Here is a 19,106-nt window from a genome sequence, read left to right as displayed (position 1 = left end):
TCACCAAAAAACTTAGAATCATACTCAAATAGATATAAGGGGACTTAGAGTGAACAAGTCGGAACTGATTGATGCTATCGCTGCATCCGCTGATATCCCGAAAGCTGCTGCTGGCCGTGCGCTGGACGCTGTAATCGAATCCGTCACTGGCGCTCTCAAGGCTGGCGACTCCGTTGTTCTGGTTGGTTTCGGTACGTTCTCCGTGACTGATCGTCCAGCTCGCATCGGTCGTAACCCACAGACCGGTAAAACGCTGGAAATCGCTGCAGCCAAAAAACCAGGTTTCAAAGCCGGTAAAGCACTGAAAGAAGCTGTCAACTAAGTTCGATTCAGGTTTTTGCCTATCCGGGTCGGGGTCATGCCTGACCTGGCAGCGGAGCGGTAGTCCAGCCAACAAGTCGTTGATCTGAGACACCGAGGGTCGCAAGTTCGAACCCTCGGTCCGCTCCGCCAGTTACGAGAAGGCGCATCCCCGGATGCGCCTTTCTTCTATCCGGATTCTACCCACGCTCCACGGTTGCCTAATTTTGAAGTTCAACCGTTTCTGGGGGACGCATGCTGCAGAATATCAGGGACAATTCACAAGGCTGGATTGCCAAGACCATTATCGGAGTCATCGTTGCACTGATGGCTTTGACCGGTTTCGACGCCATTTTCAAGGCCACGACGCACAGCAATGATGCGGCCAAGGTCAACGGCGAAGAAATCAGCCAGAACGAGCTGAGCCAAGCCGTCGACATGCAACGCCGTCAGCTGATGCAACAGCTGGGCAAGGATTTCGACGCGTCCTTGCTTGACGAAAAAATGCTGCGCGAATCGGCCCTCAAAGGCCTGATCGATCGCAAGCTGCTGCTGCAAGGCGCTGAAAAATCGAAATTCGCTTTCTCCGAAGCCGCTTTGGACCAGGTGATCCTGCAGACGCCTGAATTCCAGGTCGACGGCAAGTTCAGCGCTGAGCGTTTCGACCAGGTGATCCGTCAACTGGGCTACAGCCGTATGCAATTCCGCCAGATGCTGGCTCAGGAAATGCTGATCGGTCAGCTGCGTGCTGGCCTGGCTGGCAGTGGTTTCGTCACGGATGCACAGGTTCTGGCCTTCGCCCGTCTGGAAAAACAGACCCGCGATTTCGCGACCCTGAACATCAATGCTGACCCTGCGGCGGTGAAACTGACCGACGATGAGGTCAAGGCTTACTACGACGAACACGCCAAGGAATTCATGACGCCGGATCAGGTGGTCATCGATTACCTGGAATTGAAGAAGTCTTCCTTCTTTGATCAGGTCGCCGTCAAGGACGAAGACCTGCAAGCGGCGTATCAGAAAGAAACTGCCAACCTGGCCGAACAACGCCGGGCTGCGCACATTCTGATCGAAGTGAACGACAAAGTGACCGAGGCGCAAGCCAAAGCCAAGATCGAAGAAGTGCAGGCGCGCCTGGCCAAAGGCGAGAAGTTCGAGGCGTTGGCCAAGGAATTCTCCCAGGATCCGGGTTCGGCGAACAACGGCGGTGACCTCGGTTACGCCGGTCCTGGCGTCTACGATCCAGCGTTTGAAAAAGCCCTGTATTCGTTGGCCAAAGATCAAGTGTCGGAGCCTATCCGCACTGATTTCGGTTTCCACCTGATCAAGCTGTTGGGTGTTGAAGCGCCTGAAGTTCCGACGTTTGCCAGCCTCAAAGGCAAGCTGACCCGTGAGCTGAAAACCCAGCAGGTCGAGCAGCGTTTCGTCGAGGCGACCAAGCAACTGGAAGACTCGTCGTTCGAAGCTTCCGATCTGGCCCAGCCAGCGCAAGACTTGAAGCTGACCGTCCATACTTCCGCGCCGTTCGGCCGTGAAGGTGGCGAAGGTGTTGCGGCCAACCGTGCCGTGGTCACTGCAGCGTTCAGTCCTGAAGTGCTGGATGAAGGTGCCAACAGCACCGCCATCGAGCTCGATCCGGAAACCGTGATTGTGTTGCGCGCCAAGGAGCACTTGAAGCCTTCGCAGTTGCCGCTCGAAAGCGTTGCCGCCAGCATCCGTACGCAATTGGCCAAGGAGCACGCCAGTGCTGCCGCCAAGACCAAGGCTGATCAGTTGATCGCCAGCCTGCGTGACGGCAAGACACCGCTGGACAAGGCGATTGACGGTCAGAACTGGAAAGTCACCGCGGCCGCCACTCGCGCACAGGAAGGGGTCGACCCAACCGTGCTGCAAGCGCTGTTCCGTATGCCCAAGCCTGCCGCCAAGGACAAGCCGACGTTCAGCAGCGTGACCCTGGCCGACGGTGGCCTGGTGATCGTGCGTCTGAACGGCGTGAACGAAGCCGCGGCGCCGACCGATGAAGAGAAGGCGCAATACCGTCGCTTCCTCGCGTCGCGCATCGGCCAGCAAGACTTTGCGGCCTACCGCAAGCAGCTGGAAGGCGAGGCTGACATCAAGCGTTATTGATGGCTGACTGAGTTTCGCGCTACACAAGAACCCCGGTCGAAAGGCCGGGGTTTTTTGTAGGCGATCAAAAATTCGGCCCTGCCCATCGGGAAGTCATGAATATGTGCGACTTTTCCCACATATAGCGGTCAACACACCTGTAACCGTTTTAAGACACTAATCGATGCGCACCTAAGCATCGTTCTGTTGCACAATACGCCCCGGACCGTTTTCTCTCAGGATGTTCAATGTTTAGATCAATTCCCATGCGTGTTGTAGGGCTGGCACTGGTGCTGGCCGTTGCTGCCGGTTGCTCGTCGAAAAAAGCCGCCATCTATGAGCATGAGAACTTCGACGATTCCGGGACGTTTTCGCGCAGCTACCCGGTGACTGATGCCCAGACCTGCGAAGCCGCGCGTCGTGCGTTGCTCAGCCAGGGTTACATCATCACCAGCAGCGATCCGAAACTGGTCAGCGGGCACAAGAGCTTCCAGCAGACCGGTGAGACCCACATGGAGATCAGCTTCAGTGTGGTGTGTGCCGATGATGGTTCCGAAGGCCACCACGCGACCATGTTTGCCAACGCCTTGCAGGACCGCTATGCGCTGAAGAAGACCAACAACTCCGCCAGCCTCGGTGTTGGCGTGTTGGGTTCGGTGTCGATGCCGATCGGCTCGTCCGATGATTCGATGGTCAAGGTCGCCAGCGAAACCGTGTCCTCGGCCAAGTTCTACGAGCGCTTCTTTACCCTGGTGGAATTGTTCCTGCCGCCGGAAGCGAAGAAAGCCGCGCATATCGTCGAGAAGCCGAAAACCGACCTCGGCGTGCCTGAAGCCAAGGCAGCCCCGGCGGCGCTGGCGCCAACCCCGGCACCTGCCGCAGAGCCCGTAGCGGCGCCGGCACCGGTTGAAGCGGCTCCCGTCAGCTCGGAGCCTGTTGCACCGCCTCCGGAAGCAGCACCGATTGCTCCTGCCGAAACGTCCGAACCGGCTCCAGCCGCCGAGACCATCACGCCACCGACACATCCGGATAACATGCCGCCCCCAAGCGAACCCATCCCGGCCCAGTAAGCGATCCAGGCGTTACGGGAGCGCGTCAGTCGACACACTCCCGTAGCCGCCATCAAGCTTGACCCACGTCAGACCAGGCCATTGTCCTACGGCCTGCATCGAAAAAATCCTGTGATAAATTCCTGACCACCTGCTACGTTTTATTCAGTAGCGGCAGAGTGTCGTGTGAACGTCATTTTTCTTTCACGCGGGCACTTTATGCTCAAGGCGCTGGTCATTTGATCAGGCCATTTTTAATGAGTGAAAGGGGGAACATCACAATGGACGATTATCAAGAAGAGTTGCTCGAGTATTCGGCGTTTGAACTGGATCCGCTGGAACCGGCCGAAGACGCTACTGAGCTTTAAGCCTTTACGCGGATTGGCGATGACTGCGGCGATACTCGCCGGGTGTCTGGCCGTTCCAGCGCTTGAAGGCCCGTTGAAAGGCTTCGGCTGAGGCAAAGCCCAGCAGATAGGCGATTTCCCCGAACACCAGTTCGGTATCGCGAATGTAGGTCATGGCCAGGTCGCGGCGAGTGTCGTTGAGAATTGCACGGAATTGCGTGCCTTCCTCGGCGAGTTTGCGACGCAAGGTCCAGGTTGGCAGCTTCAAGCGTGCCGCCACTTCTTCCAGGTCGGGTTCCCGGCCGCCATTGAGCAACGGCCCCAGCAACTGAGTGATGCGTTCACGCAGGCTGCGGGTGCGTGTCAGCTGTTCCAGTTCCCGTTCACACAATTGCAGCAGGTGCTTCCAGGTGCTCGGGCAGTGTTGCGGGTTGCGCTGGGCGAGGCTGGCCAGGCTCAGGCGCAGTTGATTGTGTTCAGCGCCGAACTGGATCGGGCAGTCGCCCAACACACTGTAGGCGTCACGATAATCCGGTTCGTCGAACTCGATCTCGATGCGTTCCGCGCGCAGCGGGGCAGGGCTCACGCTGGACAACTGCTGCAACCAGCCGGCGATGATCGAATCCACCACGAAGCGGTTGTAGGCGTTGTAGGGGCTGATGGAATAGAAACGCAGCCACGCCCCCTTGGCGTCTTCGTGAAAGCTCGATTGGCCGCGATAGTTGGAGCCGTACAAGGCTTCGAAGCGGATCAGGCAACGCGCGGCTTCCCGCACCGTCGGCGCCTGGGCGGCGGTGACGCCAGCCAGACCGGCCTGACTCAAGCGACTGAGCCGGCCCATGCGCAAGCCCAGCGCCGGGTCGCCGGTCAGCTGAATTGCCCCGTGGCCCAGGCGCATGTAGCGCGGGATTGACAGCCGCGCGCCGGCTTCACCGAGGCGGGCGGCATCGAGGCCGTACTGGTCGAGTAATGGCTGAGGATCGGCGCCATGGCTGCGCACGGCGTCGGCCAGGCTGTGAACAAAGCCCACCGACAAATCCCCGAGGCGCATCGGCTGCGGCTTCATGGTTTACAACCAGAGGTTCAGCAAGCGTGCGCCACGGGTATCGCTGTCGGCGGAGTGCTGGCCATTGCTGCTGAGAAAGCTCTGACCGGCGCTGCCCTTGTCCCAGAACTGCCCGCGCAGGAACACACTCATGCCGGCAATCGCCTGACTGCTGGGTGGCTGGGCGATCAGCGTCAGGCGATGCCAGGCCTGGCCTTCGCTGAGTTCGCCGGCCTTGAGGCTGACGGAACCCGGTGTCGACGCGCCCTTGTAGCCGCGCCACGGTTTGTCCCACGTTCCGTGCCCGACCACGAATGCCGGCACCGCCACCAGTTGCGCACCCTGCTCGTCGAGTTTGCGGTAATTGTCCGGGTACCAACTGTCGCTGCCGATCAGGATGCCCAGGCGTCCAGCCGGGGTGTCGATCACGTTGACCGTGTGCTCGGTGTTGGCGGCGAGGGTGTCCTGTTCATCAAAAACCGGATGCATCTGCCGCTGCGGCTGACCGATCGGCAAACCATCGCGACCAAACACCACGCTGCTATTGAACAACGCACCACGACCGATTTTCAGGATGCCGTCGCGAACACTCGGCTCGGGCAACACGATGGAGCCGGCCACCAGCGTCACGTGGAACTCTTTCGCGAGCCCGCCGAACAGCGCCTGGTAATCCTTGGCCATGCCTTTGGCTTTCATGCGCAGGTGAGCGTCATCGAGACGATTGGTGCCCGTGGCGCTGATCAGGGCGCGGACGAACTGCAACGGGTTACTCGCCGCCAGCCAGTTCATGGCTTCCTTGAGGGTGCTGGCCTGATACAGCTCATCTTTCTCGCCGCTGACCATCAGCCAGGTGCCGACATGCTCAGGCAGCACGACGATGGTTTTTTCGTTCAACAGACCCTGGTCCTGGGCCTTTTGCAGATAGGCCGCGAGCTTGCGATGCAGGCGCTCGGGGCTTTGGTAGTCGGTGGGGAACAGCTCGGGCTGGATGCCCAGCAGGTTGCCGCGATCGGCCGGGGTGCCTTGATCGACCGCCAGATTGATCCGCAGGTCCGACAGGTAATGACCCACCGGACGGTCCGCGGCCCACATGGCGTAGGTCGTAAGAGCGGCGACGAGCGCCATGGAAAAGGTCAGGTACAGAAGTTTACGCATGGGAAAGCAGTTTACAGCCTTGTGCAGGGTTCATGGTTTTGCATTCAAATTGGCGTCAAGCCTACGGCAAAACAACGGGTTGGCAAAAGGATCCGTCCTTATCCCCGGCGCTTTTTTCGTTTCAAACGGTCATGGGCGTGTCGTGACTGCCAAATAATTCCAGGACCTGCTTGCGCAGCCAAAGATGCCGCGGGTCTTTTTGGTAGCGCGCATGCCAGTGGTGCTTGAGGTTGTAGAGTGGAATCTCCACCGGCGGTTCGATCAATCTGACTGCGGAGTGTTGCGCATACAGATTGGCGACGGTGCGCGGTAATACCACCACCAGATCGGAGCGCTCGATGATCGCGGCCATGCTCATGTAGTGCGACATCTGCAGCACGATGTTGCGTTTGATCCCCAGGCTCGCGAGATGGCTTTCGTACATTTCCTGGCTACGACTGCCATCGCGCACTTGCAGGTGCTCCAGGCTGCAGAAGGCGTCGATTGAGAGTTTTGCATCGGTGATGTGATGGTCCTGGCGGATCAGGCACACCAGGTCATGGGAAAACAGACGCTGCTGATAAATGTTCGGCGCATCCAGATCGGGAAAATAACCCAGCACCGAGTCGACTTTTCCTTCGCGTAACGCTTCCAGCAAATCCTTGGGCGCCAGGCTCACACAGCGAATTTTCGCATTCGGGGCCTGGGTGCGCAGGCGGTCGAAGATCGCCGGCAAAAACACCACTTCCCCAATTTCACTGAGACAAAAAGTGAATTCCTCGGTGCTGAGCGCCGGGTCAAACGTCGGGCTCGGCAGGATCTCCTGATCGATGGTGGCGATGACTTCGCGAGTGCGCTCGACAATGCTGCGCGCTCGCGGTGTGGCTTCCATGGCGGTGCCGGAGCGTACGAACAACGGATCTGCCAGTGACTGGCGCAACCGCGACAACGCCGCGCTGGCGGCCGGCTGGCTCATGCCCAGGCGTTTGGCGGCGGCGGTGACGTTGCCGCAGTCGTGAATGGCCAGCAGGACTCGCAATAGATTCAGGTCTGTGCGCATGACTATAACCAGATCAAATAGATTGAATAACTAGAATTTGCTTCTGCTATTTGAGCCTGCGGGCGAGGATCGTGTCCAGACAAGAATAAATTCACGAGGCACCTTCATGATCAATCTGCATGACATCCGCTACGTGCGCCTGGGCACGGCGGATCTCGCTCAGGCTCGCTTGTACGCCACTCAGATGCTCGGCCTGCAAGTGGCCCGGGAAGCCAATGGCGCGATCTACTTTCGCTCCGACAGCCGCGATCACACGCTTTGCTATTACGAAGGCGATCCTCGGGAATCCACTACCGCCTTTGAGATCAGCACCTGGGACGAACTCGACCACGCCGCGCAGTTGCTTGAAGACAACGGGTTCGCCGTGCGGCATGGCAGCCGTGAAGAAGCCGAGCTGCGGGCGGTCAAGGAACTGATTCATTTTCGTGACCCCAGTGGCAACCAGATCGAGCTTGTGTTGCGCCCCGATGCCAGCGGCAGCCGCTATTTCCCGACCCGCGACGCCGGCATCACTGGCTTCAGCCATATCGGCCTGCGCACCACCGATGCCAAGCGCGATGAAGCCTTCTGGACGCGCCTGGCCAACGCCCGCGTCAGCGACTGGATCGGTGATGCACCGTTGCTGCGCATCGATGATGTGCATCACAAAATCGCCTTGTTTCCCTCGGCGCATGCCGGTGTGCAGCACATCAACCATCAGGTCGAGAGCATCGATGACGTGATGCGCGCCTGGTACTTCCTGCGCGAGCGGGGGATCAAGATTCTATTCGGCCCGGGCCGGCACCCGACCTCAGGCGCGATGTTCCTGTACTTCGAAGGCCCGGACGGAATGATCTACGAGTACTCCACCGGCGTCAGCCATATCTCCCCCGAGGACGAAGCCACTTATCAACCACGGCAGTTTCCTCTGGTCACGTCTTCGTTCTGTGCCTGGGGCTCGAAGCCGGACATTGCGGAGTTCAAGTCGTGAGTGGCGCAAGCCCGGTGCAGCAGGCCGAACTGCGGGTGACCGCCCGAGCGTTGGCCCGGGCCGGCCTGGTGCATGCCTACGGTCATTGCAGCCTGCGTCTGGACGCCGAGTCTTTTCTGGTGTGTGCCGCCAAACCCATGGGGCTGATCGAGCCGGGAGACGCCGGTGTGCGGGTGCCGATTGCAGGCGCCTTGCCGGACGGGGTGCTGGGGGAAGTGCGGATTCACCAGCAGATCTATCAGCGCCGGCCGCAGGTCAACGCGATCATCCGCAGCATGCCGATGCAGGTCATGACGCTTTCCTGCGCCGGCCTGACCCCCCAATTGCGCCATGGCATGGGCGCGTATTTCAAGGACGGCGTGCCGCTATGGGACGACCCGCAACTGCTGCGCGATGACCTGCAAGCCGCCGCCCTGGCCGATTTGCTGGGCATCTCCAGCGCCCTGGTGATGCGCGGCAACGGCGCCATCGTGGTCGGCGCCTCCCTGGTGGAAGCCCTGACGCTCAATTGGTACCTGGAAGACGCCGCCCGCATCGAACTGCAACTGCTGGCCGCCGGGGTTGCCGATCAGGCGCCGCAGCTCAGCGTCGCCGAAGCCAGCCTGCGCGCCACGACCAGCGGACGGATTTTCGAGCGCATGTGGGATTACCTGACCGCCGGCGACGCCGAGCGCAGCCTCATTACAAGAGAAGAGCACTAACCATGATCAGCCACTTCCGTAACTTCATCGACAATCAATGGGTTGAAGGTGTGCGCACTTTCGACAACCGCAACCCGGCGGACAACAGCGTGATCGGCCCGGTGCATGAGGCCGGTCGCGAGCAAGTGGACGCCGCCGTCAAAGCCGCCCGCGCGGCCCTGAATGGCCCATGGGGCAAAATGACCGTCGCCCAGCGCACCGCGTTGTTGCACAAGGTCGCCGAGGGCATCGAGCAGCGCGCCGAAGAGTTTGTGGCCGCCGAAGTGGCCGACACCGGCAAGCCGCACAGCCTGGCCAGTCATCTCGACATCCCGCGCGGCGCGGCCAATTTCAAGGTGTTCGCCGACCTGATCCGCAACGTGCCCACCGAAAGCTTCACCATGGACACCCCGGACGGCGGCAAGGCGATCAACTACGCGGTGCGCAACCCTCGCGGCGTGATCGGTGTGATCTGTCCCTGGAACCTGCCGCTGTTGCTGATGACCTGGAAAGTCGGCCCGGCCTTGGCCTGCGGCAACACCGTGGTGGTCAAGCCTTCCGAAGAAACCCCGGCCACCGCCACGTTGCTCGGCGAAGTGATGCTGGACGCCGGTGTTCCACCGGGGGTGTACAACGTGGTCCACGGCTTTGGCGAAAACTCGGCCGGGGCGTTTCTCACGGATCATCCGGATGTCGACGGCATCACCTTCACCGGCGAAACCGGCACCGGCGAAGCGATCATGAAAGCCGCCTCCAAAGGGGTGCGCCCGGTGTCGCTGGAATTGGGCGGCAAAAACGCCGGTGTGGTATTTGCCGACGCCGACCTGGACAAAGCCGTGGCCGGCATTGCCCGTGCCGTGTTCGAAAACAGCGGTCAGGTGTGCCTGGGCACCGAGCGCGTGTACGTGCAACGCCCGCTATTCGAACGCTTTGTCGACGCCCTGAAAGTTCGCGCAGAAGCCATCAAGATCGGCGCGCCGAACGCCCCCGGCGTGACCATGGGCCCACTGGTTTCCATCGGCCATCGGCAAAAGGTCTTGAGCTACTACCAGCAAGCCGCACGGGACGGCGCCACGGTGGTGACCGGCGGCGGGATTCCGGACATGCCGGCGGAACTGGCCGAAGGCGCCTGGGTACAACCGACGATCTGGATCGGGCTGCCGGAAACCTCGGCCGTGGTGCGCGAAGAAATCTTCGGCCCGTGCTGCCACATCGCACCCTTTGATGATGAAGACGAAGTCGTGCGCCTGGTCAACGACACCCCCTACGGCCTGGCCGCCAGTGTCTGGACCACCGATCTGCAAGTCGCCCATCGCCTGGGCGCCGCCCTGGATGTCGGCATTTGCTGGATCAACTCGTGGTTCCTGCGCGACCTGCGCACCGCGTTCGGCGGGTCGAAACAATCGGGCATCGGCCGCGAAGGCGGCGTGCATTCCCTGGAGTTCTACACCGAACTGCGCAACGTCTGCATCCGCTTGTGAGGACGACCATGACCGCTCAAAACCTGAACCTGCTCGGCGCGCGATTGCACGAAGCCCTGATCGAGCGGCGGCCGCTGGCACCGCTGACCGAGCAATACCCGCACCTCACCGTGGAGGACGCTTATCAGATCCAGTTGGCGATGATCCAGCCTCGGCTCGACGCCGGGCACCGGGTGATCGGCAAAAAGATCGGCGTCACCAGCCAAGTGGTGATGGACATGCTCGGCGTCGATCAGCCGGACTTCGGCCACCTGCTCAGCGACATGCTCTACAGCGACGGCGCGGCATTGTCCTGCGCCGACCTGATCGCGCCCAAGGCCGAGGGTGAAATCGCCTTTGTGCTGAAAGAAGACCTGACCGGGCCGGGCGTTACGGTGGCGGATGTGATTCGCGCCACCGCGTATGTGATGCCGTGCTTCGAGATCGTCGATTCGCGGATCAAGGACTGGAAGATCCGCATCCAGGACACCGTCGCCGACAACGCGTCGGCTGCCGCTTTCGTCCTCGGCGACAGCACCGCAGATCCTCGGGACATCGACTTGGCCTGCGTCGGCATGACCCTGGAGAAAAACGGCGAGATCGTCGCCACCGGCGCCGGTGCCGCCGCCCTTGGGCACCCGGCGAATGCGGTGGTGTGGCTGGCCAACACCCTCGGTCGCCTCGGCATCGGTTTGAAAAAGGGCGAGGTGATTTTGTCCGGCTCGCTGGCGGCCATGGTGCCCGTGCAGCCGGGCGATCAACTGCGCATCAGCCTGGGCGGTATCGGCTCGGCTTCCGTTCGATTTGTTTGAAGGACAACCCCATGAATCTGTCAGCAGCAACCATCGCCGAACTGGCGCAACACCTGGAAAACGCCGAGCTCAATCGCGAAGCCGTGGCCAAGATTACCGACGCCCATCCCGACATGGATTGGGAAGACGCTTACGCGATCCAGGATGCGATCCGCGCCAACAAACAAGCGCGTGGTGTGCGCATCGCCGGCTTGAAAATGGGCCTGACCTCCTTTGCGAAAATGAAGCAAATGGGCGTCACCGAGCCGATTCACGGCTTCCTCACCGATTATGGCTCGTGCCTGGATGGCTCGGTGATCGACATCAATTCGCTGATTCACCCCAAGGTCGAGGCGGAAATTGCGTTTGTCCTCAAGCACCCGTTGAAGGGGCCTGGCGTGCATATCGGTGACGTGTTGGCCGCCACCGATTTCATTTTGCCGGCGGTCGAGGTGATCGATTCGCGCTACGAAAACTTCCGTTTCGACCTCAAAAGCGTGATCGCCGACAACACCTCGTCCGCCCGTTTCGTTACCGGTGGCCAGGCGCGCAGTCCGTTGGGCATCGACCTGAAATGCCTCGGCGTGGTGCTGGAAAAGAACGGCGAAGTGGTCGCCACTGCCGCCGGTGCGGCCGTGCTCGGGCACCCGGCGCAAAGCGTGGCGATGCTCGCGAATATGCTCGGCGCCCAGGGGCGGGAACTGCCGGCCGGGTGTTTCATCATGACCGGCGGCATGACCGAGGCCATCGCGGTGCAGGCCGGCGATCAGATCACCGTGCGTTACCAGCACCTGGGCAGCGTCTCCATGCGCTTTGCCTCCAAACACTCCTGAGGAACACGACATGCCCATCATGCAGGTTTTTCTGATTGAAGGCCGCGACGAGGAACAGAAGGCGCGGTTGATCGCGGCACTGACCGACGCCGCCGTGGAGTCGATCCAGGCACCTCGGGAGTCGGTGCGGGTGATCATCACCGAGATGCCGAAAACCGATTTCGGGATCGCCGGTAAAACGGTCAAGGCCTTGGGTCGCTGAGATGAGAAACGAGATGAGTGAACACAAGAAAAAAGTCGCCATCATTGGTTCCGGCAATATCGGCACCGACCTGATGATCAAGATTTTGCGCAACGCCCGGCATTTGCAGATGGCGGTGATGGTCGGGATCGAGGCGAGCTCCGATGGCCTGGAGCGGGCCCGACGCCTGGGCGTTGCGACCACCCACGAGGGCGTTGAAGGCCTGGTGAACATGGCCGAATTCGCCGACATCGATTTCGTGTTTGATGCGACGTCGGCCACCGCCCATGTGCACAACGATGCGTTCCTGCGCCAGCACAAGGCCGACATTCGCCTGATCGACCTGACACCGGCGGCCATCGGCCCGTACTGCGTTCCGGTGGTGAACCTGGAAGCCAATCTGCGCGCGCTCAACGTCAACATGGTGACCTGCGGCGGTCAGGCCACGATTCCGATCGTGGCGGCAGTTTCCCGTGTCGCCAAGGTGCATTACGCGGAAATCATCGCGTCCATCAGCAGCAAGTCGGCAGGTCCCGGCACCCGCGCCAATATCGACGAGTTCACCGAAACCACGGCCCAGGCCATCGAAGCCGTGGGCGGCGCGGGGAAGGGCAAGGCAATCATTGTGCTCAACCCGGCCGAGCCGCCGTTGATGATGCGCGATACCGTGTACGTGCTGTCCGAAGCCGCTGACCAGGGACGGATCGAAGCCTCGATCGAGGAAATGGCCGCCGCGGTCAACGCTTACGTGCCGGGCTATCGCCTCAAGCAAAAGGTCCAGTTCGAAGTGATTGCCCCGGATGCGCCACTGAATATCCCCGGTCTCGGGCGCTTCAGCGGTTTGAAGACCACGGTGTTTCTCGAAGTCGAAGGCGCCGCTCATTACCTGCCAGCCTACGCCGGCAATCTCGACATCATGACGTCCGCTGCGCTGGCCACCGCCGAACGCATGGCGCAATCGATGACTCTGTGAGGCAGACCCCATGACCTTCAATCCCGGCAAAAAGCTCTATATCAGCGACGTCACCCTGCGTGACGGCAGTCATGCGGTGCGTCATCAGTACTCCATCGACAACGTGCAGACCATCGCCCGCGCCCTGGATCTGGCGCGTGTCGATTCCATCGAAGTGGCCCATGGCGATGGCTTGCAAGGCTCGAGTTTCAACTACGGGTTCGGCGCGCATACCGATCTGGAATGGATCGAGGCCGTCAGCGATGTGATCAGCCACGCCAAAGTCGCCACGCTGTTGTTACCCGGCATCGGCACCGTGCATGACCTCAAGGCAGCGTATAACGCCGGCGCGCGAGTGGTGCGCGTGGCGACCCATTGCACTGAAGCCGACTGCTCCCGCCAGCACATCGAATACGCCCGGACCCTGGGCATGGACACCGTCGGTTTCCTGATGATGAGCCACCTCACCAGCCCGGAGAACCTGGCCGTCGAAGCGAAGAAAATGGAGAGCTACGGCGCCACGTGTATCTACGTAGTGGATTCCGGTGGCGCCATGAGCATGCAGGACATTCGTGATCGGTTCCGCGCGGTCAAGGCCGTGCTCAAACCCGAGACCGAAACCGGCATGCACGCCCACCATAATCTGTCGCTGGGGGTGGCCAATTCCATTGTTGCGGTGGAGGAGGGCTGTGACCGGATCGACGCCAGCCTCGCCGGCATGGGCGCCGGTGCCGGTAACGCGCCGCTGGAAGTGTTTATCGCCGCCGCCGATCGCCTGGGCTGGAACCATGGCACCGATTTGTACGCGCTGATGGATGCGGCGGACGACATCGTTCGGCCGTTGCAGGATCGCCCCGTCCGGGTCGATCGCGAGACGTTGGCGCTGGGTTATGCCGGGGTCTATTCGAGCTTCCTGCGCCATGCCGAAGTCGCTGCGGCGCGTTATGGCCTTAAGGCTGTGGACATCCTGGTGGAACTGGGCAAACGCCGAATGATCGGTGGCCAGGAAGACATGATTGTTGATGTGGCGCTGGACCTGCTGGAGCGCTGACCCTCAAGCACACCCGCATCCAACTGTGGGAGCGAGCTTGCTCGCGATAGCCGACTCACATTCAACACAGAGGTCGACTGATCCACCGCTATCGCGAGCAAGCTCGCTCCCACAGGGATCTTCGTTATTCAAGGAGTCGTCGTTACACCTGCTGCTTTGCGTTGCAATCGCTTCACCCCAAGACAAATCCAATAAAAGGGGAACACCCATGAACCGCAACACCGCCAATATTGGCGAAATGATCGATAACAACAGGATTTCCGCCTACCAGATCATGGTGCTGGTCCTGTGCTTTCTGGTGGTGCTGGTGGACGGTTTCGACACCGCCGTGATTGGCTACATTGCCCCTGCGCTGCGCCAGGAATGGGGGCTGCAGCCGAGCCAGTTGTCCCCGGCCTTCGGTGCTGGCCTGATGGGCCTGATGGTCGGCGCGTTCGTGTTTGGTCCGGTGGCCGATGCCTATGGACGCAAGAAGGTCTTGCTGGTGTCGGTGTTGATTTTCAGCCTCGGCACGCTCGCTTCCGCCTATTCGACCTCCATCGACATGCTCACGGCCTTGCGCTTTCTGACCGGCATCGGTCTGGGCGGCGCGATGCCCACCTGCATTACCTTGAGCTCGGAATATTCACCGGCCCGGCGGCGGATGATCATGGTGACCTTGAGCTACAGCGGCTTTACCACCGGCCTGGCGCTGGGCGGTGCCGTGGCGAGCCAGATCATTCCGTTGTTCGGCTGGCGTGGGGTGCTGATGATTGGCGGGCTGGTGCCGTTGCTGTTGCTGCCGCTGCTGGTCTGGCTGTTACCCGAGTCGGTGCGTTTCATGGCGACCCATCCGCGCTACGCCGAAGCCTTGCGCAAAGTGATGAGCAGGATCACCGGCCGCACGGATCTGGCGGACATCACCTTCGTTGAACCGCAAAGTCCGGTCGCGGTGCGCTCGCCGATTTCGCAACTGTTTATCGAAGGCCGGGCGCTGCGCACGGTGTTGCTGTGGGGCACCTTCTTCTGCTCGCTGTTTGTGTTTTACCTGCTGACCAGTTGGTTGCCGAGCATCCTCAAGGACGCCGGTTACGACATCGCCAGCGCGGCGCGGATCGGCGCGATGGTGCCGCTGGGTGGCACGGTTGGCGCGATTCTGATGGCTTTGCTGATGGATCGGGTCAGTCCTTATCGCGTGCTGGGCCTGGCTTATCTGGGGGCCGCGCTGGTGATTGCCCTGGTCGGTTTTGCCTTGGCCGATGCCTTCTGGCTTGGGCTCACAGTGTTTATGGTCGGCTTCGGCATTGCCGGTGCGCAGAACGGCCTCAACCTGTTGTCGGCGAGCATCTACCCGACGGCGGCCCGGGCAACGGGGGTGAGTTGGGCCATGGCCAACGGCCGGGTCGGTTCGATCATCGGCTCGGTGCTTGGCGCCTGGTTGATTGCGCAACTGGGGCAGCCCTCGGTGTTCTTTATCGCCCTCGCCATTCCGGCGCTGTTCGGCTCGATCGCGATCTTTTCCCTGCAACGCCTGACCGAGCGCAACAAGGCGCGGGGCCCGGACGCGCCACCGTTACCCAACTGATTCACCCCGACCACTGACACAACCCCGAACCACTGCCGGCAACGGCAGCGCGGCCACGCTTTGCCCGCGATTGGCCGCGGCACTCTCATAACAATAAAAGACACGGGTACCACCATGAAAACCACCGTACTGAAAACGGCCTCCCTGCGTGCGCGTTTTGTTCCTCTGGCCTTGGCGATTGGCGCGGTTGCGCAGTGGCCACTGGATGTCCGGGCCGCAGGCTTTATCGACGACTCGAAAGCCAGCCTGGAACTGCGCAACGTTTACTTCAATCAGGACAACCGCAGCGGCCCGGCGAAACCGTCGAAGCTGGAGGAGTGGGGCCAGGGTTTCATCCTCAACTTCGCTTCCGGCTACACCCAGGGACCGGTGGGATTTGGCGTCGATGCGCTGGGCATGCTCGGCGTGCGCCTGGATTCCGGCAAGGGCCGGCACGGCAACCCCAACAGCGTCAACCAGGGTGGTTTTGTCTTCCCGACCGACAGCGACGGGCGTGCGGTCAATGACTTCAGCAGCCTGGGCCTGACCGGCAAGATGCGGATTGCCAAGACCGAACTGAAAGTCGGCACGCTCAAACCGAAGTTGCCGGTGGTGGTCTTTAACGACGGTCGCTTGCTGCCGGAAACCTTTGAAGGCTGGCAGGCCACCTCGATGGATTTTGAGAACTTCACCCTGATTGGCGGCCGGTTGAGCGGCGTGAAAAGCCGCAACTCATCGAACAACGAAGACTTGGCCATCAGCGGTGCCGGCGGCCCGGCCGGCCAGCGCAGCAATCAGTTCTACTACGCCGGGGTCGACTACACCCTGCGGCCCAATCTGCTGTTGCAGTACTACTACGGTGACCTGGAAAACTTCTACCAGCAGCACTTTGTCGGCCTGGTTCATACCCTCGCATTGCCCGTCGGCAGCTTGAAAAGCGACCTGCGATTTTTCGACAGCACCTCGGACGGACGCAACGGCAGCGCCGCCGGACGCGCCGAGGGTTATCGAAGCAGCGGGTATCACAACAACGGCGAAGTGGATAACCGCGTGTTGGCCGGGTTGTTCACCTACAACCTGGGCGGGCATGCGGTCAGCCTCGGCTATCAGCACCTCAATGGCTCCAGCGATTTTCCGTTCCTGAACCAGGGTGACGGTTCGGCCACGTACCTGATCACCGACCGCCAGACAGGCGCGCGTTTCCAGCGGGCCGGCGAGAACACCTGGGTCGCGCAATACGGCTACAACTTTGCCAGCGTCGGGGTGCCGGGCCTGACCAGTCAGGTCACCTATCAGCGCGGCGGCGACATCAAGTCCGATCAGGGCGACCAGCATGAATGGGAGCGTGATCTGGTGGTGTCCTATGCCTTCCAGAGTGGCCCGGTCAAAGGCTTTGCGGTGTCCTGGCGCAACGCGATGCTGCGCAGCAGCGTCGCCACGCAGCGGGACCTGGACGAAAACCGCCTGTACCTGACTTACACCCATGCGTTTTTCTGAGGACCTGCTGATGACCGACAGGCTGGAAGTACTGATCGTCCGGCGCCGGGAGGAAGCCGAGGGGGTCATCTCGCTGGAGCTGGTCGATCCGGCCGGCGCCTGGCTGCCGGCGTTTGAGGCCGGTGCGCATGTCGAGGTTCAGGTCGCGCCGGGGCTGGTGCGTCATTACTCCTTGTGCGGCGCCCCCGAGGATCGTCAACGCTACAGCCTGGGGATCCTGCGCGAGCCGGCTTCACGGGGCGGCTCTGCGCGAATTCACGAGCAGTTCCAGCAAGGCACGCTGATCAACATCAGCCGTCCACGCAATCAGTTTCCGTTGGAGGAGCGGGCGGAGCATTCGCTGTTGGTCGGCGCCGGCATCGGCATCACGCCGATCCTCGCCATGGCCTGGCGACTGCAGGCCTTGGGCGCGTCGTTCGAGTTGCACTACTGCGTGCGCAATCGTGCCCGCGCGGCGTTCCTTGAACGGCTGGCGCTGGCACCGTTCGCCGACAAGGTAACGTTGCATATCGATGACGAGGGACAACGACTGGCTATCCCGTCGTTACTCCACGGCCCGGAGGCGAACCGGCATGTCTACGTCTGTGGGCCGGCCGGTTTCATGGACGCGTTGATTGGCGCGGCGCGCCAGCAAGGGTGGCCGGCAGCGAACGTTCATCACGAGTATTTCGCCGCCGAGGTTGATGCGACGGGGGCCGGTTTCACCCTGCACGCCGCGCGTTCCGGACTGACCTTGCAGGTGCCGGAAAACCGCAGCATCGCCCAGGTGTTGCAGGACGCCGGAGTCGAGGTGCCGCTGTCCTGCGAACAGGGCGTCTGCGGCACCTGCCTGACCCCGGTGCTGGAAGGCATTCCCGACCACCGCGACCTGTTTCTGACCGAACAGGAAAAAGCCGCCAACGATCAAATGCTGCTGTGTTGCTCCCGGGCCCACGGTGGATTTTTACGGCTGGATATCTGAAGGAAACCGTCATGGCATTTTTGCGTAACTGTTGGTACATCGCCGGGTGGGCCGACGAGTTGATCGAAGGTCAGCTGCTGGCCCGCACCTTTCTCAATGAACAAGTCGTGCTGTTTCGCGACAGCAAAGGCGCGTTGCAAGCCTTGCAGGATCGCTGCCCCCATCGTTTCGTGCCGCTGCACCTGGGCCGTCTCGAGAATGATCGAATCCAGTGTGCCTACCACGGCCTGAGCTTCGATTGCAGCGGCGCCTGCGTGCACAATCCCCATGGCAACGGCGCGATTCCCAAGGCCGCGCGGGTGCGTGCCTATCCGATGCACGAGCGCCACGGCTTTGCGTGGATCTGGATGGGGCAACCGGAACAGGCCGACCCGGCGCTGATCAGCGACTTCAGCCCCATGGACCCGGAGATGGCGTACATCGGCAAGAGTTACCTGCTCGTCAACGCAAACTATGCGCTGGAGACCGACAATATTCTCGACCTGAGCCACATCGAATTCCTGCATGGCAACTCCCTGGGCAGCGCCGCTGTGGCGCAAGGCATTATCGAGGTGGCGCAGGACGGCGACACGGTGTATTCGAAACGCACCACCCATGACGAACAACTCACCGCTGACCTGGAACGCCTGCGCGGCATTCCCGCCGGGCAGCGCGTCGACCGTTGGCTGGATGTGCGCTGGAACGCGCCGGCCAATATGCTCTTGAACAGCGGCTACACCGCGAGCGGTCAACTGCGCTCGGAGGGACGTTCGGTGTACGTTGCCCACGTGTTCACCCCGCAAACCGAGGCGACGACCCACTATTGGTTCGGCATCGCCTTCCCCAAGGCTCTTGGCGAGGAGGGCGCACGCCTTGCGCAAGACAACATTGAATGGCTACGCCAGCCGTTCACTACCGAAGACCTGCCGATGCTCGAAGCCCAGCAAGCCGTCATTGGTTCGCAGAACTTCTGGGATCTGAAACCGGTATTGCTGGCCAGTGATGGCGGCGCCGTACGCGCCCGACGGCTGCTGGAAAAGATGATCAAGGCGGAACAGGAGGCGATGGGCGATCAACCGAAAATCGCTTGATGAGTGCGTTACTCCATCGGTCGCTGCGCATTTGGATCATTAAGTTGTCAGTTTGGGTCATTGAGCGCCGCTGCCG

At 61.3% G+C, this 19,106-nt stretch carries 18 protein-coding genes; 15 read left to right on the top strand and 3 right to left on the bottom strand.

Features of this window, described 5'->3' with window-relative positions:
* Window positions 1–49 precede the first annotated feature (49 nt).
* The 3 genes from HB680_RS25480 (at window position 50) to HB680_RS25470 (ending at window position 3,476) form a co-directional block, all read left to right on the top strand.
* Window positions 50–322 (top strand): HU family DNA-binding protein, encoded by a 273-nt coding sequence (locus HB680_RS25480; protein WP_002552737.1) that lies wholly within the window; start codon window positions 50–52, stop codon window positions 320–322.
* 233 nt (window positions 323–555) lie between these two features.
* Window positions 556–2,427: a SurA N-terminal domain-containing protein gene (locus HB680_RS25475; protein ID WP_213941176.1), complete on the top strand. Its 1,872-nt coding sequence runs from the start codon at window positions 556–558 to the stop codon at window positions 2,425–2,427.
* A 227-nt stretch (window positions 2,428–2,654) separates the two neighbouring features.
* Window positions 2,655–3,476 carry a DUF2242 domain-containing protein gene (locus tag HB680_RS25470; protein WP_213941175.1) on the top strand — a complete coding sequence of 274 codons (822 nt, stop codon included), beginning with the start codon at window positions 2,655–2,657 and terminating at the stop codon, window positions 3,474–3,476.
* 351 nt (window positions 3,477–3,827) lie between these two features.
* Here HB680_RS25470 and HB680_RS25465 read toward each other — a convergent pair whose 3' ends face one another.
* From HB680_RS25465 to HB680_RS25455, 3 genes are all read right to left on the bottom strand, one after another.
* On the bottom strand, window positions 3,828–4,868 hold the full coding sequence (locus tag HB680_RS25465; protein ID WP_213941174.1) for an AraC family transcriptional regulator: 1,041 nt from the start codon (window positions 4,866–4,868) through the stop codon (window positions 3,828–3,830).
* Between the two features lie 3 nt (window positions 4,869–4,871).
* Window positions 4,872–6,002, bottom strand: coding sequence for a carbon-nitrogen hydrolase family protein (locus tag HB680_RS25460; protein ID WP_213941173.1), 1,131 nt, complete (start codon window positions 6,000–6,002; stop codon window positions 4,872–4,874).
* 121 nt (window positions 6,003–6,123) lie between these two features.
* On the bottom strand, window positions 6,124–7,041 hold the full coding sequence (locus HB680_RS25455; protein ID WP_213941172.1) for a LysR family transcriptional regulator: 918 nt from the start codon (window positions 7,039–7,041) through the stop codon (window positions 6,124–6,126).
* A gap of 106 nt (window positions 7,042–7,147) precedes the next feature.
* Here HB680_RS25455 and HB680_RS25450 point away from each other — a divergent pair, with 106 nt between their 5' ends.
* The 12 genes from HB680_RS25450 (at window position 7,148) to HB680_RS25395 (ending at window position 19,030) form a co-directional block, all read left to right on the top strand.
* On the top strand, window positions 7,148–8,011 hold the full coding sequence (locus tag HB680_RS25450) for a VOC family protein (protein ID WP_213941171.1): 864 nt from the start codon (window positions 7,148–7,150) through the stop codon (window positions 8,009–8,011).
* A gap of 29 nt (window positions 8,012–8,040) precedes the next feature.
* On the top strand, window positions 8,041–8,712 hold the full coding sequence (locus HB680_RS25445; RefSeq protein ID WP_213941286.1) for a class II aldolase/adducin family protein: 672 nt from the start codon (window positions 8,041–8,043) through the stop codon (window positions 8,710–8,712).
* 5 nt (window positions 8,713–8,717) lie between these two features.
* Entirely contained in the window at window positions 8,718–10,172 is a 1,455-nt protein-coding gene (locus HB680_RS25440; RefSeq protein WP_346657418.1) for a 2-hydroxymuconic semialdehyde dehydrogenase, read from the top strand.
* Window positions 10,173–10,180: 8 nt separating this feature from the next.
* Window positions 10,181–10,963, top strand: coding sequence for a 2-oxopent-4-enoate hydratase (gene dmpE, locus HB680_RS25435; protein WP_213941169.1), 783 nt, complete (start codon window positions 10,181–10,183; stop codon window positions 10,961–10,963).
* 11 nt (window positions 10,964–10,974) lie between these two features.
* Window positions 10,975–11,775, top strand: coding sequence for a 2-oxo-3-hexenedioate decarboxylase (dmpH, locus tag HB680_RS25430; RefSeq protein ID WP_213941168.1), 801 nt, complete (start codon window positions 10,975–10,977; stop codon window positions 11,773–11,775).
* 10 nt (window positions 11,776–11,785) lie between these two features.
* Complete coding sequence (locus HB680_RS25425; RefSeq protein WP_213941167.1) at window positions 11,786–11,977, top strand: 2-hydroxymuconate tautomerase; 192 nt, start codon at window positions 11,786–11,788, stop codon at window positions 11,975–11,977.
* 13 nt (window positions 11,978–11,990) lie between these two features.
* Window positions 11,991–12,929, top strand: coding sequence for an acetaldehyde dehydrogenase (acetylating) (locus HB680_RS25420; protein WP_213941166.1), 939 nt, complete (start codon window positions 11,991–11,993; stop codon window positions 12,927–12,929).
* Between the two features lie 10 nt (window positions 12,930–12,939).
* Complete coding sequence (gene dmpG, locus HB680_RS25415; protein ID WP_213941165.1) at window positions 12,940–13,959, top strand: 4-hydroxy-2-oxovalerate aldolase; 1,020 nt, start codon at window positions 12,940–12,942, stop codon at window positions 13,957–13,959.
* Window positions 13,960–14,167: 208 nt separating this feature from the next.
* Window positions 14,168–15,523 carry an aromatic acid/H+ symport family MFS transporter gene (locus tag HB680_RS25410; RefSeq protein ID WP_213941164.1) on the top strand — a complete coding sequence of 452 codons (1,356 nt, stop codon included), beginning with the start codon at window positions 14,168–14,170 and terminating at the stop codon, window positions 15,521–15,523.
* A gap of 114 nt (window positions 15,524–15,637) precedes the next feature.
* Window positions 15,638–16,999: an OprD family porin gene (locus tag HB680_RS25405; protein WP_213941163.1), complete on the top strand. Its 1,362-nt coding sequence runs from the start codon at window positions 15,638–15,640 to the stop codon at window positions 16,997–16,999.
* 10 nt (window positions 17,000–17,009) lie between these two features.
* Complete coding sequence (locus HB680_RS25400) at window positions 17,010–17,960, top strand: PDR/VanB family oxidoreductase (RefSeq protein WP_213941162.1); 951 nt, start codon at window positions 17,010–17,012, stop codon at window positions 17,958–17,960.
* An 11-nt stretch (window positions 17,961–17,971) separates the two neighbouring features.
* Complete coding sequence (locus HB680_RS25395) at window positions 17,972–19,030, top strand: aromatic ring-hydroxylating dioxygenase subunit alpha (protein WP_213941161.1); 1,059 nt, start codon at window positions 17,972–17,974, stop codon at window positions 19,028–19,030.
* The last annotated feature ends 76 nt before the right edge of the window (window positions 19,031–19,106 follow it).

The organism is Pseudomonas sp. dw_612 (assembly GCF_018449725.1).
Taxonomy (GTDB): Bacteria; Pseudomonadota; Gammaproteobacteria; order Pseudomonadales; family Pseudomonadaceae; genus Aquipseudomonas.
This window is presented reverse-complemented; position numbering and strand designations above follow the sequence as displayed.

Excerpts from the sequence above, each read along its gene's own strand:
- HB680_RS25475 (WP_213941176.1), top strand. The coding sequence starts at position 556 with ATGCTGCAGAATATCAGGGACAATTCACAAGGCTGGATTGCCAAGACC.
- HB680_RS25470 (WP_213941175.1), top strand. The coding sequence starts at position 2,655 with ATGTTTAGATCAATTCCCATGCGTGTTGTAGGGCTGGCACTGGTGCTG.
- HB680_RS25465 (WP_213941174.1), bottom strand. The coding sequence starts at position 4,868 with ATGAAGCCGCAGCCGATGCGCCTCGGGGATTTGTCGGTGGGCTTTGTT.
- HB680_RS25460 (WP_213941173.1), bottom strand. The coding sequence starts at position 6,002 with ATGCGTAAACTTCTGTACCTGACCTTTTCCATGGCGCTCGTCGCCGCT.
- HB680_RS25455 (WP_213941172.1), bottom strand. The coding sequence starts at position 7,041 with ATGCGCACAGACCTGAATCTATTGCGAGTCCTGCTGGCCATTCACGAC.
- HB680_RS25450 (WP_213941171.1), top strand. The coding sequence starts at position 7,148 with ATGATCAATCTGCATGACATCCGCTACGTGCGCCTGGGCACGGCGGAT.
- dmpE (WP_213941169.1), top strand. The coding sequence starts at position 10,181 with ATGACCGCTCAAAACCTGAACCTGCTCGGCGCGCGATTGCACGAAGCC.
- dmpH (WP_213941168.1), top strand. The coding sequence starts at position 10,975 with ATGAATCTGTCAGCAGCAACCATCGCCGAACTGGCGCAACACCTGGAA.
- HB680_RS25425 (WP_213941167.1), top strand. The coding sequence starts at position 11,786 with ATGCCCATCATGCAGGTTTTTCTGATTGAAGGCCGCGACGAGGAACAG.
- HB680_RS25420 (WP_213941166.1), top strand. The coding sequence starts at position 11,991 with ATGAGTGAACACAAGAAAAAAGTCGCCATCATTGGTTCCGGCAATATC.
- dmpG (WP_213941165.1), top strand. The coding sequence starts at position 12,940 with ATGACCTTCAATCCCGGCAAAAAGCTCTATATCAGCGACGTCACCCTG.
- HB680_RS25410 (WP_213941164.1), top strand. The coding sequence starts at position 14,168 with ATGAACCGCAACACCGCCAATATTGGCGAAATGATCGATAACAACAGG.
- HB680_RS25405 (WP_213941163.1), top strand. The coding sequence starts at position 15,638 with ATGAAAACCACCGTACTGAAAACGGCCTCCCTGCGTGCGCGTTTTGTT.
- HB680_RS25400 (WP_213941162.1), top strand. The coding sequence starts at position 17,010 with ATGACCGACAGGCTGGAAGTACTGATCGTCCGGCGCCGGGAGGAAGCC.
- HB680_RS25395 (WP_213941161.1), top strand. The coding sequence starts at position 17,972 with ATGGCATTTTTGCGTAACTGTTGGTACATCGCCGGGTGGGCCGACGAG.